Raw genomic sequence first — 13,534 nt, 5'->3', positions numbered from 1 at the left:
ACAAGGCGCGGCCAGCCGGAAAGCACGGTTTGTCGGGCCTCAAGACCGGTGCGCAAGACGCGGTTTGCCGCGTGATGGTCACCGCGCAATGTTTGCCGCGCAAGGTTCACCACGCGATGTTCACCACGTAACGTTCACCACGCAACGTTTGCCGCACAACTCATCCCAACAGCCGTCGCACGTGCGCGGCATGCCGGTACGGCGCGGCTTCGATGCCGTGCTTTTGCATCAGTGCCCAGAAGGCGCGCCGATGCTTGGCGCAAGCGCGGGCCGCCTGCGCCACGTTGCCGCCATGCCGCGACAGCGCGCGGCAGATGTAATCGCGCTCAAACCCATCCACCACCCGCGCTTTGGCCAGACGAAACGATTCCTGCGCGGAAGGATGGCGGGGGTCTCGGCGCGGGTCTGGCTGCGGGTCCAGTCGCAAATTTCGCCGGCCGTCGTGCCGGATGTCTTGCCGTAAGTCGTGCCGGATGTCTTGCCGCGGGCTGCGTCTGGAATAGCCATCCCACTCCAGCACCCCCGCCAAGGCATCTTCCAACACGTCCGCAGATACGCGCGGCCTTGCGGCATCCCTCAGGGCCGCAGACCCGCTGCCTGCGGCATGATAATCGGCTGGCGGCTCTTGCACGCCCGCCTGCAACGCCTGCCGCCAGAGCAGTGGCCGGCCCAGACGCCCCAGGCGCACCCGCATGCTTTCCAAACACGCCGGCTGCGCCATGAAGTCGGCCGCGCCCAAACCGAGCAGGTCTTCGATGGCGGGCGCTTTCATGCCGTTCATCAACAGCAGGATGGGCGTCGTCAGCAACGCCCCGGCTTGCGACAGCGCCATGCGCGCCCACGCCACCGAAGACGGAGCAACGGGAAGGATGCAGCTGTCATAACGCCGCAGCGAGACCGCAAGCCGCGCCAAGGCCTGCACGTCTTGCGAGGTGTCTGGCGTGGCCCGCAAGAGATCGGGCGGTGCCGGCGCCGGGGCGTCTTGCGCAGCGGCCGCCAGGGGGGCCAACGGCACCAGGTGCAACCGGATGCGTGGCAACCCACCCCGATGCAGGGCCACCCACTCGCGCATGTCATCTTCGTGGCCGGGCGCCAGCAGCACGCCGCAATCCAGGACTTTTCGCACGCTTCCCCCTTTGGCTCAATTGGCAAAGTTGAAGGCTACTGGTGCAAAACCGGGCCAGCTATTCGTATCGAACGCATTGCGGTCGCCCCGCCGGGCGATGCAGATAAAAACGTCATCCCCTCGCCGCAAACCGTGCGCGCATGAAAAAAGCGGCCAATGGCCGCTTTTTCCAAACCGGGGCGAACCCCGGCGTACTGCTTTGCCGCTTAGTGCGAGCGACCGCCTTGGCGCAGCTTACGCGCCGCGATGGCTTGCGCAGCCAGCATGGCGAGTTCGGCTTCGACAACCGCGATGTCAGCCTTGTCCTTGGCGTTCGCAAGGGCCTCTTCGGCCTTCTTGCGCGCTTCCACGGCGCGGGCTTCGTCCAGGTCGGAAGCACGGATAGCGGTGTCGGCCAAAACCGTCACGCTGCCCGGCTGCACTTCCAGAATGCCCCCGGCGACGAAGATGTTTTCCTCGCCTTGGTCGGCACGAACGATCTTGACCGTCCCGGGGCGTATGCGCGAAATCAGCGGGGTGTGGCCGGGCAGAATGCCCAGTTCACCCGCTTCGCCAGGCAGCACCACGAACTTCGCCTCACCGGAGAAGATCGCTTCCTCTGCGCTGACGACATCCACATGCAGGGTAGCCATATCGGTTCCTTATTGCAGTTTCTTGGCCTTCTCGAAGGCCTCGTCGATCGAACCGACCATGTAGAAGGCCTGTTCCGGCAGGGAATCGCACTCGCCGTTCACGATCATCTTGAAACCACGGATGGTTTCAGCCAGCGGAACGTACTTGCCCGGCGAGCCGGTGAACACTTCAGCAACGTGGAACGGCTGCGACAGGAAGCGCTGGATCTTACGCGCGCGGGCCACGGCCTGCTTGTCGTCCGGCGACAGTTCGTCCATACCCAGAATCGCGATAATGTCGCGCAGTTCCTTGTAGCGCTGCAGCGTTTGCTGCACGCCACGAGCAACCGAGTAGTGCTCTTCGCCAACGACTTGCGGGTCGAGCTGGCGGCTGGATGAATCCAGCGGGTCCACGGCCGGGTAGATACCCAGCGAAGCGATGTCACGCGACAGCACGACAGTGGAGTCCAAATGCTGGAAGGTCGTGGCAGGCGACGGATCGGTCAAGTCATCCGCAGGGACGTACACGGCCTGGATGGACGTGATCGAGCCCGTCTTGGTCGACGTGATGCGCTCTTGCAGCTTGCCCATTTCTTCAGCCAGCGTGGGCTGGTAGCCCACGGCCGACGGCATACGGCCCAGCAGTGCGGACACTTCGGTACCGGCCAGGGTGTAGCGGTAGATGTTGTCCACGAAGAACAGGATGTCACGGCCTTCGTCACGGAACTTCTCGGCCATCGTCAGGCCGGTCAGCGCCACGCGCAGACGGTTGCCCGGGGGTTCGTTCATCTGACCGAACACCATGGCGACCTTGTCCAGAACGTTCGACTCTTCCATTTCGTGGTAGAAGTCGTTGCCTTCACGGGTACGCTCACCCACGCCGGCAAACACCGACAAACCGCTGTGCTGCTTAGCGATGTTGTTGATGAGTTCCATCATGTTCACGGTCTTGCCCACGCCGGCGCCGCCGAACAGGCCGACCTTGCCGCCCTTTGCGAACGGGCAGACCAAGTCAATAACCTTGATGCCGGTTTCCAGCAGTTCCACCGACGGCGACAGTTCGTCGAAACGGGGAGCCGATTGGTGAATGCCACGCTTTTCTTCGTGTTGGATCGGGCCAGCTTCGTCGATGGGACGACCCAGCACGTCCATGATGCGGCCCAGCGTGCCGGTGCCGACCGGCACCGAGATCGGGGCGCCCGTGCCGTTGACCTTCATGCCGCGGCGCAGGCCGTCGCTGGAGCCCAGCGCAATGGTACGCACCACGCCGTCGCCCAACTGTTGCTGCACTTCCAGCGTCAGACCCTTTTCGGCGAACGACGAAGACTCGTCCTCAGCCAGAGTAAGCGCTTCATAGATCTTGGGCATGTGATCGCGGGGGAACTGAATATCCACCACGGCGCCGATGCACTGAACGATGGTTCCGTTGCTCATGTCGATTCCTTGCTTGATAGCTTTAGACGGGAGCTGCCTGCCTTAAACGGCGGCAGCGCCCCCTACGATTTCCGAAATTTCTTTGGTGATCGCGGCCTGACGGGTCTTGTTGTAGACCAGTTGCAGCTCTCCGATGACCTTCTTGGCGTTGTCCGACGCCGCCTTCATGGCGACCATCCGGGCCGACTGCTCCGAAGCCATGTTCTCGGCCACGGCTTGATACAGCAGGCCTTCAACGTAACGCTGCAGCAGGTCGTCGATCACGCTACGGGCGTCGGGTTCGTAGATGTAATCCCAGCTGTAGTCCGACTTCACTTCCGACGTCTTGGCCAGGCTCTCAGCACCCGTTTGGTACGGATCTTCCAAACCATTGGCCAACGGCAGCAGGCGCAAGAACAGCGGCTCCTGCTTCATCGTGTTGACGAAGCGGGTCGAAGCCACGTACAGCGCGTCGATGCGGCCATCCAGGTAGGCGTCCAGCTGCACCTTGATCGCGCCCAAGAGGCGGTCCAGTTGCGGCTTGTCGCCCAGTTGCACTTCCTGGGAAACCAGTTTGGCGCCGATACGGGTCAGCACACCCACGCCCTTGTTGCCGAAAGCGGTCGCTTGCACGGCAACGCCGTTTTTCTCGAACTCTTTCAGCTTGCTCAACGTCACGCGAGTGATGTTGGTGTTCAAGCCGCCGCACAAACCCTTGTCCGTCGTCACCATAACCACGCCGACCGCTTTGATTTCGCGTTCGACCAGGTACGGGTGGCTGTACTCGGGGTTGGCCTGCATCAGGTGCGCAGCAATCTCGCGCACCTTGGTGGCGTACGGACGACCAGCACGCATCCGTTCCTGCGCCTTGCGCATTTTGGATGCGGCGACCATTTCCATCGCCTTGGTGATCTTGCGCGTGTTTTGCACGCTCTTGATCTTGGTTCGGATTTCCTTAATTCCGGGCATTGCGCTTTCCTGTGAAGACTGGCCGATGGGTTCCGCTCACGCCTCAACCATCCGGTAAGGATGGGTGAGGCGTTGCAGACGCCTAACCCATCACTTTCTTAAAAAGCACCGTGCTTCTTGAATTCCTGAACGGCGGTAGCCAATTCGGCTTCGTCGTCCTTGGACAGTTCCTTGGTGTCTTCGATGCGCTGGATCATGGCCGCATGCTTGGCCTTCAGTTGATCCTTCAGCGACTTCTCGAACGACAGCACTTGGGCCACGTCCACGTCATCCAGGTAGCCGTTGTTGACCGTGTACAGCGTGACGGCCAGTTCCCACACTTGCAGCGGCTGGTATTGCGGCTGCTTGAGCAGTTCGACCACGCGCTTGCCGCGTTCCAGCTGGCGACGGGTTGCGTCGTCCAGGTCGGAAGCGAATTGCGCGAAGGCGGCCAATTCACGGTACTGCGCCAAGTCGGTACGGATACCGCCGGACAGCTTCTTCACGACCTTGGTCTGAGCAGCGCCACCCACACGCGACACCGAAATACCGGCGTTGATTGCGGGGCGGACACCGGCGTTGAACAGGTCGGTTTCCAGGAAGATCTGGCCGTCGGTGATCGAGATCACGTTGGTCGGAACGAAGGCGGACACGTCACCCGCTTGCGTTTCGATGATCGGCAGTGCGGTCAGCGAACCGGTCTTGCCCTTGACGGCGCCATTGGTGAACTTTTCGACGTAGTCTTCGTTCACGCGGGCAGCACGTTCCAGCAAACGCGAGTGCAGGTAGAACACGTCGCCCGGGTAGGCTTCACGGCCCGGCGGACGGCGCAGCAGCAGCGACACTTGGCGATAGGCCCAGGCTTGCTTGGTCAGATCGTCATAAACGATCAGGGCGTCTTCGCCACGATCGCGGAAGTATTCGCCCATCGTGCAACCGGCGTAAGCGGCCAGGTATTGCATGGCGGCGGAGTCAGAAGCGGTAGCGGCCACGACGATGGTGTATTCCATCGCGCCGTGCTCTTCCAGCTTGCGAACCACGTTGTTGATCGTGGAAGCCTTCTGGCCGATAGCGACGTACACGCAGGTGACGCCCTTGCCCTTCTGGCTGATGATCGTGTCGACAGCGACGGCGGTCTTGCCGGTCTGGCGGTCGCCAATGATCAGTTCGCGTTGACCGCGGCCGATCGGCACCATCGAGTCAATAGCCTTGACGCCGGTTTGCAGCGGCTGCGACACCGAGCGGCGGGCGATAACGCCAGGCGCCACTTTTTCGATGATGTCGGTAGCCTTGGCATTGATCGGGCCCTTGCCGTCGATCGGCTCGCCCAGCGTGTTGACCACGCGGCCTTTCAGTTCGGGACCAACCGGAACTTCCAGAATGCGGCCGGTCGTCTTGACCTGGTCGCCTTCGGAGATGCCGGTGTAGTCACCGAGAATAACGGCGCCGACGGAATCGCGCTCGAGGTTGAGCGCCAGACCGAAAACGTTGTTGGGAAATTCGAGCATTTCGCCCTGCATCACATCGGACAAGCCGTGGATGCGGGTAATACCGTCGGTCACGGACACGACGGTGCCCTGAGTACGGACATCAGCCGAAGCGCCCAGGCCCTCGATGCGGCTCTTGAGCAGTTCGCTGATCTCGGAGGGATTGAGTTGCATATTGACTCCTGGAATCCTGTTAGTTGCCTTAAGCGGCGAGCTGATCGCGCATGCGGACCAATTGGGCTTGTACGGAAGTATCGAGCACCTGGTCACCGACAGCCACGCGCACGCCGCCGATCAACGACTGGTCGACGGTGACGTTGGGCTTGAGCTTGAGGCCGAATTTTTGTTCGAGCGCGGCGACCAGTTCTTTGACCTGGGCGTCGCTCAGTTCGAACGCGCTGGTGATTTCCGCCTGCGCCGTGCCCTCGTGACGATTCCGCAGCACCACGAATTGCGTGGCGATATCGGGCAGCAGCAGCAGCCGGTCATTTTCGACCAGCAGCTCGATGAAATTACGGGCGGCCTGGGGCAGTTCGGCCTTGATCAGGCCGGAAAACAGCTCGACGCGCTGCTTGTCACCCAGACGCGGGTCGGCCATGGCCTCGCGCACGTCGGGGTTGGAGGCGACCTGCGACATTTCGCTGACCAGGTCGGCCCAAGCCGGCAAGCCGGCCTTGTCGTCGCGCGCTGCGCTGAAGAGCGCTTCAGCGTAGGGCCGGGCAACAGTGGAAAGTTCAGCCATGACGGTCCCGGATTAAAGCTGCGCGCGAAGCTGGTTGAGCAGCTCGGCGTGGGCGCGGGCGTCAACCTCGCGCTTGAGGATCTGTTCAGCACCCTTGACAGCCAACGCGGCAACATCGTCGCGCAGCGAGTCACGAGCGCGCTGGACTTCCTGCGCGGCATCCTGAGCGGCTTGAGCCACGATACGGGCGCGTTCAGCTTCCGCTTCACGGCGGGCTTGCTCGATCAGGGAGGCGGCTTGCTTCTCGGCCTCGATGATGCGGGCGTGGTTTTCGGACTTGGCAGAAGCCTCGATCAGACTGACACGCGCCTGGGCTTGAGCCAAGTCGGCTTTGCCCTTCTCGGCGGCGGCAAGGCCGTCGGCGATTTTTTGGCGGCGCTCGTCCATCGCCTTCGTCAGAGGAGGCCACACGAATTTCATCGTGAACCAGCCCAGAACGAAGAACACGAGCATCTGGAAAATGATCGTCGCGTTCAGATTCACGGTCGTTCCTTTAACACCTTGCGGCTCCGACCGCACCCGGAAAGGGGCGTCACGGAGCACTCGATACTTTGCTGGCCGGCGACGGGGCTTGTGCCCACATCGCCGCCAACGTCATGACCCGCCTATTCGCCGGCGGGCGCTGCCTTAGCCGACGAACGGGTTGGCGAAGGCGAACAGCATGGCAATACCCACGCCGATCAGGAATGCCGCGTCGATCAGGCCAGCCAGCAGGAACATCTTCGTTTGCAGAGCGTTCATCAGCTCAGGCTGACGAGCCGAAGCTTCCAGATACTTGCCGCCCATCAGTGCGATGCCGATGCAAGCGCCGATAGCACCCAAACCGATGATGAGACCGCAAGCGAGGGCAACGAAAGCGACGTTGGTCATGACAACTCCTTGGTTAGAAATCTGAAGTCAAAAATTGAAAAAGGGGTACAGCTCAATGCAAGATAATCTTGCTATCCCACGCTGGCCGGGTGGCCAGCGCGAGAAATTCGGGGGATCAGTGGCCTTCGTGTGCCTGGCCGAGGTATACCAGCGTCAGCATCATGAAGATGAAGGCCTGCAGAAGGACGATCAGGATGTGGAAGATCGCCCAGATGGAGCCGGCCAGGATGTGGCCGATTCCCAAGCCGATGCTGGCGCCGTTAAAGCCGGTCCAGGCGCCACCCAAGAGGGCGATCAGCATGAAAATCAGTTCGCCGGCGAACATGTTGCCGAACAACCGCATGCCCAGCGACACGGACTTGGCGGCGTATTCGATCAGGTTCAGCAGCAGGTTGAACGGGGCCAGCACAACGGCGCCGATGCCATGCGCATGGAACGGCGCAGTGAACAGTTCTTTGACGAAGCCGCCCGGGTGCTTGATCTTGATGCCGTAATAGAACATCAACAGCAGCACGCCCAGCGACATGCCCATCGGCACGTTCAGGTCGGCCGTCGGCAGAATGCGGTGGTAGTACAGGGGATCGCCGTGCTCGGCACCCAGGCCGGTCAGGCGCCAGATGGAGGGCAACAGGTCAACCGGCAGCAAGTCGAGCGCGTTCATCAGGATGATCCAGAGGAACACGGTCAGCGCCAGCGGGGCGATGAAAAGACGGCTTTTGGCGTTGTGGACGATGCCCTTGGCCTGGTCGTCGACCATGTCGACGATCATTTCCACAAATGCCTGGAAGCGGGTCGGCACGCCACTGGTGGCGCGGCGAGCTGCGCGCCACAGGAAGAAAATGACGATCAGGCCCATCAGGCCGGACCAGAACAACGAGTCGTAATTGATGATGTCGAACTGAGCAATTGCGCTCTGTTTCTCACCGGTATTGTTCAGGTGCACCAAGTGATGCTGAATATACGCGGACTGAGGCGACACGTCGCTGGCAGCAGCCATTTGAATCCTACCCTATTTGCTGTATGCCCGGCCCTTGCGAGCCGGACGATTCCACGATCACGTTTGCCGCTACTTACTACTCGGCGCTAAGACAACTTGCGGAACATCAAGAGCAGGAGGTAGCCCTTCAATGTGAGTATCAAACCGATCAATGCGGCAGGCCAAACCAGACTGTCCTGCGCCACACGCGAAAGCAGCCACAACAGCAACGCCGTTGCGAACAACTTGATCAACTCACCAGAGAGAAAGGTAAAGGGACTGGCCTTGCCGGCCCGAACGCTGACAACCAGGCGCAATGCAAACAATGCATTGGGTATGAAATACGCTCCCGCCCCCGCCAGCGCCGACCAACCAGCCGCCGCCCCTCCGACAACCCCCGCAATTACTGCTGCTGCGAGCCCCATGGCGCCTTGCGCCGCCAATGCCAACAGGAGCCCGCGGCTTGCTTGAGCATTCAGCGCTGCGCGATCCGCATCGCTGAGAACCAGAACTTTGATCTCATCATCCTGGTCCAACAAACCCTGCTGCACATTTTGCATCGAGTTCTGCATCAAACATCCCCGCTTTACTTCTTGCTCCTATCAGAACCGGCGTGCCCGCACTTGAAACCGGATGCTTTGGCCCTACATAGAGCAAAGACACCGTACTTCAGTGCGCGCTAGTGTCTCGGTTCGGCTTGCCTGCGTTGCATTGCATTGCATTGCGTTGCTTTCGCTTCGCTACTTCTGCCACATTCACGCAATCCGTTCCCATCCACTGCTTACCAGCCGCCACGTGTTCTTATCCCGCAAGCGTCAAACCCGCAGAGTATAGCTTGAATCTTTTTCGCCAAGCAAATGAACTTTCGGGCGTTTGTAAGGTGCCAACAACGGGCGCATCGTACCAAAATTAGGGACGAAAAAGCGGCCCCCGCAATGGGGGCCGCTTTGTTCTGCCTGGCGGTGCTATCAGGCCTTCAGCATCAATCTTCCTTGACCGGCGGCGGCGCCCACAGGCCGTCCAGCGCCGTGTCTTGCGGCCAGTACAAGCGCATGCTCAGCAGGAACGGGCCATCGGTGGCGGGCGTGCTCAACCAGTTCGAACGCTTCTTCTCGCCCGGGTCGCGGCGCTGGATATAGATGTCCAGCGAGCCGTCCGAGTTGTACTTCAGCTGGTCGGTGCTGCGCAGCGCATAGCGGTTGGCGGGGTTATCCGCAAAGCCGTGCTTGTCGTTGTAGACCTGCAACGACCAGAACGCGTTGGCCGGCGGCAGCTGGCCCTTGTCGAAATGCAGCACGTAGTCTTCATTGGAATTCAGGGCGCGGCCCTTGGAATCCGACACGGTGACCGGGTACAGCACATCTTCCGGCGTCGGCGCGCCCAGCCCCGCATACGCGATGGACGCACGGCGCGCGTAGTCTGTGCCATAGGTGCCGATACCCGACAGCACCGTGTTCCAGCCATTGATCGGCGTACCCAGGCGCGACACGCCATCGGCGATGCGGCGGCCGGCCAGCGGCTGCGCATCGGCCAGCGCCTGCTGCACGGCCGGGCTCAAGCGCCCATACGAGAACGGTTGGCGGCTATCCAGGCCGATGCGGCGCATGCGGTCAATGATCGGCGTGTCATTGGCGTGCGCCGGGTTGTTGCGCAGCACATCGAAGAACACCGTGAAGAAAGACGCCGCGTCCATGCTGGCGGCTTGCTCCGCCGGTGTGCCTTCGGGCAGATTCACCGGCGTCGGCATCGGCAAGTCGCTGCCGATGGGCGCCGAACCCACGCCCGAACCCGTCTGCGGATACGCAGAGGCCGGGGCGCGGCCGCGCATCGGCGGCGTGGCGGCGGTTGCCGTGATCAGGGGCGATGCCGTCATGCCCGCCTGAATCTGATTGACCGCGGCATAGTCTTGCGGGCCACCCGTTTGCGTCCAGCCGATCAGCCAGCCGGTTGAGGTCGGGCTGCGGATCACGTCGACGCCGGCGGGCACGCTGCCCTGCCAGTTGGGGCCGACGATGACGAAGGATTGCGCGCCCGGACCATTGGTGCGCGTGCCGCGCGAGGCGAACACATCGCTCCACATATCCAGCGCCGACAGCACGAAGTAGCGGTTGCCCGTGTCGGGCAGGTTCACCACCAGCGGGGCTTTCGTCACGTCAAACCACAGGCTGGAATACAGGGCGTCGGCGGTGGGCCACGGCGTATCCGCCGCGCGCGGATCAGGGAAAGCGGCCTTGTGGCCAAATTGATTCACCGGCGCGCGGCCCTCCAGCGGGCTTTGCACGGCGGTGGCCTTGCGGCGCGCCAGTTCCATCAACACCATGGGGTACGCGTAGACGTAAGCGTCGATGGCGGTGTCGCGCAGTTCCTGCTCGCTCATCTGCGGCGCGGGCGCCGAGTAAGGCGTTTCGGACACCAGGCGCAGCGTAGGCTGCGGCGATTGAGCCTGAGTGGCGGTCATGAAGCAGGCGCTCAACGCGCCGGCGAGTACCGCGGTCGACCACCGGCGGTTAGCGATAAAAGTACGCATGCAAGGCTCCTTCTTGATTTTGTTTGCGAGCGAGCCGCCGCGCGGAACTTGCCAGGTGGGGCAAGCCGCTCTGGCGCGGCACCTCTAGATGACGCTCATTCAGGATAGGGAAGAAGCCTGCAACAAGGTGCTGCCTAGACGTTTCAAAGCGCAACGCCGAATCCCTGCCTGCCACCAAAGAAAAAGCGCGCCACATGGGGCGCGCCGTCACTATTCAGGCCTGTCCGCATCAAAAGCACGGACGTAACAAGGCTTAACGGTGTTTGAAGTCCGGTTTACGTTTTTCCGTGAAGGCGGCCATGCCTTCCTTCTGGTCTTCGGTGGCGAACAGCGAATGGAACACGCGGCGTTCGAACAGCAGGCCTTCGTTCAGCGAACCTTCAAAGGCGCGGTTCACGCATTCCTTGGCCATCATGACGGACGGCAGCGACATCGATGCGATGACGGTGGCGGCGTCCAGCGCTTCTTCCATCAGCTTGTCGGCGGCGACCACACGCGACACCAGACCCGCGCGCTCGGCTTCCTCGGCGCCCATCATGCGAGCGGTAAGCGCCAGGTCCATGGCCTTGGCCTTGCCCACCGCGCGCGGCAGACGCTGCGTGCCGCCTGCGCCGGGGATCACGCCCAGCTTGATTTCGGGCTGGCCGAACTTGGCGGTGTCGGCGGCGATGATGATGTCGCACATCATCGCGAGTTCGCAGCCGCCGCCCAGCGCGTAGCCGGCGACGGCCGCAATCACGGGCTTCTTGATGCGCTTGAGGGTTTCCCAGTTGCGGGTGATGTATTCGCTGCCGTACACGTCCATGTACGACCAGTCTTTCATGGCGCCGATGTCGGCGCCGGCGGCGAACGCCTTTTCGCTGCCGGTGATGACCACGCAGCCGACGTCGGCATTGGCTTCAAACGCCAGCAGCGCCGCCCCGAGCTCATCCATCAGTTGATCGTTCAGCGCGTTGAGCGCCTTGGGGCGGTTCAGCGTCAACAGCCCAACGCGGCCCCGGGTTTCGACCAGTACAAACGACTCGCTCATTGAATGTCTCCAGTAATAAGATAGAAGCATGAAAAAATCAGATGCCGCTTTTCCGATACTTTACCGCCTTGAGCCTCATGATCCCGCCGGACACCGCTACCGGATAACCCTAACGATCGATACGCCCTCGCCCGACGGCCAGCGCCTGTCGTTGCCGGCCTGGATTCCGGGCAGCTACCTGATCCGCGACTTTTCCCGCCAAATCGAATCCGTCTCGGCGCGTGCCGGATCAAAGCGCGTGAATGTCGACAAAATTGACAACCACACCTGGCAGGCCGCTCCATGCGACGGCCCGCTGCAAATCGAATACGTCGTCTACGCCTGGGACTTGTCGGTGCGCGGCGCGCATCTGGATGACAGCCACGGCTTCTTCAACGGCACCAGCGTCTTCCTGCGCGTGCATGGACAGGACCATCTGCCCTGCCTCGTCGACCTGGCGCCGCCGCGTGGCCTGGACGGCTGGAAGGTCTACACCAGCTTGCCGGAAGCGCGCGGCCATCAGGGCGCGGCGCGCCGCCACGGCTTCGGCCTGTACCTGGCGCCGGACTATGACGCGCTGATTGATCACCCCGTGGAAATGGGCACGCCGCAAGTCGCCCGCTTTACCGCCCATGGCGCCGAGCATGAACTGGTGTTCACCGGTGTTGCCGCGAATCTGGATCTGGCGCGCATCACGGCCGACGTGAAGAAAATCTGCGAAACCCAGATTGAGTTCTTTGAACCGCGCACCAAACGCGCGCCGTTCCTGGACAGCGCTGATCGCTACGTGTTCATGACGATGGTCACCGGCGACGGCTACGGCGGCCTGGAACATCGCGCCAGCACCGCGCTGATGACCTCGCGCAAGGACTTGCCCGTGCTGGGCCAGCAAGGCCAGGGCGAAGGCTATCGCGGCTTTCTGGGCTTGGTCAGCCACGAATACTTCCACACCTGGAACGTCAAGCGGATCAAGCCGCAGGCGTTTGCGCCCTACCATCTTGAGCAGCCCGACCTGACGCGCCTGTTGTGGGTGTTTGAAGGTTTCACGTCTTATTACGACGACCTGCTGCTGCTGCGCTCGGGCGTGATCCCACAATCCGATTACCTGCGCCTCTTGGCCAAGACCATCACCAGCGTGCATCGCACGCCCGGCCGGGCCAAGCAATCGGTGGCGGAAAGTTCCTTCGACGCCTGGACGCGTTATTACAAGCAGGACGAGAACTCGCCCAACGCGCTGGTCAGCTATTACACCAAGGGCGCGCTGGTGGCCCTGGGCCTGGACTTGCTGATCCGCCGCGACAGCGCGGGCGTCCACTCGCTTGATGACGTGATGCGCATGCTATGGGACCGTTATGGCCGCGACTTCTATCAGGGCAAGCCGCAAGGCCTGCCGGAAGACGGCTTGCCTGCGCTGATTCAGGAGGCCACGGGCGTTGATACCCGCCGCTTCATCGCGCGCCACGCCTATGGCACGGCGGATGTCCCGCTGGCGGAACTGCTGGCGCCTCACGGCATTTCGATGCATTGGAAAGCAACGGCCAACATTCCGTCGATGGATGTGCGCACGCGCAAGCAGGGCGACACGCTGACGCTGGCGACGGTGCTGGAAGGCGGCGCGGGTCATCAGGCCGGGCTATCGGCGGGCGATGTGCTGGTCGCGGTGGGGGGGTTGCGGGTCGATGCGCCCGCCGGCCTGGATCTGCTGCTGGCGCAATACCGGCCCGGCGACCGCGTGATCGTGCACGTGTTCCGCCGCGATGAGCTGCGCGCGTACCGCGTGAAGCTGCGCGCGCCTGAAGCGCTGGACTGCGTGCTGACGGTGTAA

At 62.2% G+C, this 13,534-nt stretch carries 13 protein-coding genes; 1 reads left to right on the top strand and 12 read right to left on the bottom strand.

Annotated elements, in window-relative coordinates; genetic code table 11:
• Positions 1-160: 160 nt before the first annotated feature.
• From AC1DB0_RS09825 to AC1DB0_RS09770, 12 genes are all read right to left on the bottom strand, one after another.
• Positions 161-1,126, bottom strand: a complete 966-nt coding sequence (locus AC1DB0_RS09825; RefSeq protein WP_476757425.1) for a helix-turn-helix domain-containing protein — start codon at positions 1,124-1,126, stop codon at positions 161-163.
• Between the two features lie 206 nt (positions 1,127-1,332).
• Positions 1,333-1,758 carry a F0F1 ATP synthase subunit epsilon gene (locus AC1DB0_RS09820; RefSeq protein ID WP_006217064.1) on the bottom strand — a complete coding sequence of 142 codons (426 nt, stop codon included), beginning with the start codon at positions 1,756-1,758 and terminating at the stop codon, positions 1,333-1,335.
• A 9-nt stretch (positions 1,759-1,767) separates the two neighbouring features.
• Positions 1,768-3,171, bottom strand: coding sequence for a F0F1 ATP synthase subunit beta (atpD, locus tag AC1DB0_RS09815; RefSeq protein WP_054421224.1), 1,404 nt, complete (start codon positions 3,169-3,171; stop codon positions 1,768-1,770).
• 42 nt (positions 3,172-3,213) lie between these two features.
• A complete protein-coding gene (atpG, locus tag AC1DB0_RS09810; RefSeq protein ID WP_054421223.1) occupies positions 3,214-4,119 on the bottom strand; it encodes a F0F1 ATP synthase subunit gamma in 906 nt (301 codons plus the stop codon).
• A gap of 98 nt (positions 4,120-4,217) precedes the next feature.
• Positions 4,218-5,759: a F0F1 ATP synthase subunit alpha gene (gene atpA, locus AC1DB0_RS09805; protein ID WP_054421222.1), complete on the bottom strand. Its 1,542-nt coding sequence runs from the start codon at positions 5,757-5,759 to the stop codon at positions 4,218-4,220.
• A 28-nt stretch (positions 5,760-5,787) separates the two neighbouring features.
• Entirely contained in the window at positions 5,788-6,327 is a 540-nt protein-coding gene (locus AC1DB0_RS09800; RefSeq protein ID WP_054421221.1) for a F0F1 ATP synthase subunit delta, read from the bottom strand.
• A gap of 12 nt (positions 6,328-6,339) precedes the next feature.
• Positions 6,340-6,810 (bottom strand): F0F1 ATP synthase subunit B, encoded by a 471-nt coding sequence (locus AC1DB0_RS09795; RefSeq protein WP_006227275.1) that lies wholly within the window; start codon positions 6,808-6,810, stop codon positions 6,340-6,342.
• 144 nt (positions 6,811-6,954) lie between these two features.
• Complete coding sequence (gene atpE / locus AC1DB0_RS09790; RefSeq protein WP_003815363.1) at positions 6,955-7,197, bottom strand: F0F1 ATP synthase subunit C; 243 nt, start codon at positions 7,195-7,197, stop codon at positions 6,955-6,957.
• Positions 7,198-7,312: 115 nt separating this feature from the next.
• Positions 7,313-8,194 carry a F0F1 ATP synthase subunit A gene (gene atpB / locus AC1DB0_RS09785; RefSeq protein ID WP_006217057.1) on the bottom strand — a complete coding sequence of 294 codons (882 nt, stop codon included), beginning with the start codon at positions 8,192-8,194 and terminating at the stop codon, positions 7,313-7,315.
• Between the two features lie 86 nt (positions 8,195-8,280).
• Positions 8,281-8,733 carry an ATP synthase subunit I gene (locus AC1DB0_RS09780; RefSeq protein ID WP_156336384.1) on the bottom strand — a complete coding sequence of 151 codons (453 nt, stop codon included), beginning with the start codon at positions 8,731-8,733 and terminating at the stop codon, positions 8,281-8,283.
• 422 nt (positions 8,734-9,155) lie between these two features.
• Complete coding sequence (locus AC1DB0_RS09775; RefSeq protein WP_054421219.1) at positions 9,156-10,700, bottom strand: DUF1254 domain-containing protein; 1,545 nt, start codon at positions 10,698-10,700, stop codon at positions 9,156-9,158.
• A gap of 253 nt (positions 10,701-10,953) precedes the next feature.
• Positions 10,954-11,730: an enoyl-CoA hydratase gene (locus AC1DB0_RS09770; protein WP_054421218.1), complete on the bottom strand. Its 777-nt coding sequence runs from the start codon at positions 11,728-11,730 to the stop codon at positions 10,954-10,956.
• 28 nt (positions 11,731-11,758) lie between these two features.
• Here AC1DB0_RS09770 and AC1DB0_RS09765 point away from each other — a divergent pair, with 28 nt between their 5' ends.
• Positions 11,759-13,534, top strand: coding sequence for a M61 family metallopeptidase (locus AC1DB0_RS09765; RefSeq protein WP_476757424.1), 1,776 nt, complete (start codon positions 11,759-11,761; stop codon positions 13,532-13,534).

Source organism: Achromobacter sp. 10T422 (assembly GCF_056394065.1).
This window is presented reverse-complemented; position numbering and strand designations above follow the sequence as displayed.

Coding starts and splice junctions, on each gene's coding strand:
- atpE (WP_003815363.1), bottom strand. CDS start 7,197: ATGACCAACGTCGCTTTCGTTGCCCTCGCTTGCGGTCTCATCATCGGT.
- atpG (WP_054421223.1), bottom strand. CDS start 4,119: ATGCCCGGAATTAAGGAAATCCGAACCAAGATCAAGAGCGTGCAAAAC.
- AC1DB0_RS09780 (WP_156336384.1), bottom strand. CDS start 8,733: ATGCAAAATGTGCAGCAGGGTTTGTTGGACCAGGATGATGAGATCAAA.
- AC1DB0_RS09765 (WP_476757424.1), top strand. CDS start 11,759: ATGAAAAAATCAGATGCCGCTTTTCCGATACTTTACCGCCTTGAGCCT.
- AC1DB0_RS09770 (WP_054421218.1), bottom strand. CDS start 11,730: ATGAGCGAGTCGTTTGTACTGGTCGAAACCCGGGGCCGCGTTGGGCTG.
- AC1DB0_RS09800 (WP_054421221.1), bottom strand. CDS start 6,327: ATGGCTGAACTTTCCACTGTTGCCCGGCCCTACGCTGAAGCGCTCTTC.
- AC1DB0_RS09820 (WP_006217064.1), bottom strand. CDS start 1,758: ATGGCTACCCTGCATGTGGATGTCGTCAGCGCAGAGGAAGCGATCTTC.
- atpB (WP_006217057.1), bottom strand. CDS start 8,194: ATGGCTGCTGCCAGCGACGTGTCGCCTCAGTCCGCGTATATTCAGCAT.
- atpA (WP_054421222.1), bottom strand. CDS start 5,759: ATGCAACTCAATCCCTCCGAGATCAGCGAACTGCTCAAGAGCCGCATC.
- atpD (WP_054421224.1), bottom strand. CDS start 3,171: ATGAGCAACGGAACCATCGTTCAGTGCATCGGCGCCGTGGTGGATATT.
- AC1DB0_RS09775 (WP_054421219.1), bottom strand. CDS start 10,700: ATGCGTACTTTTATCGCTAACCGCCGGTGGTCGACCGCGGTACTCGCC.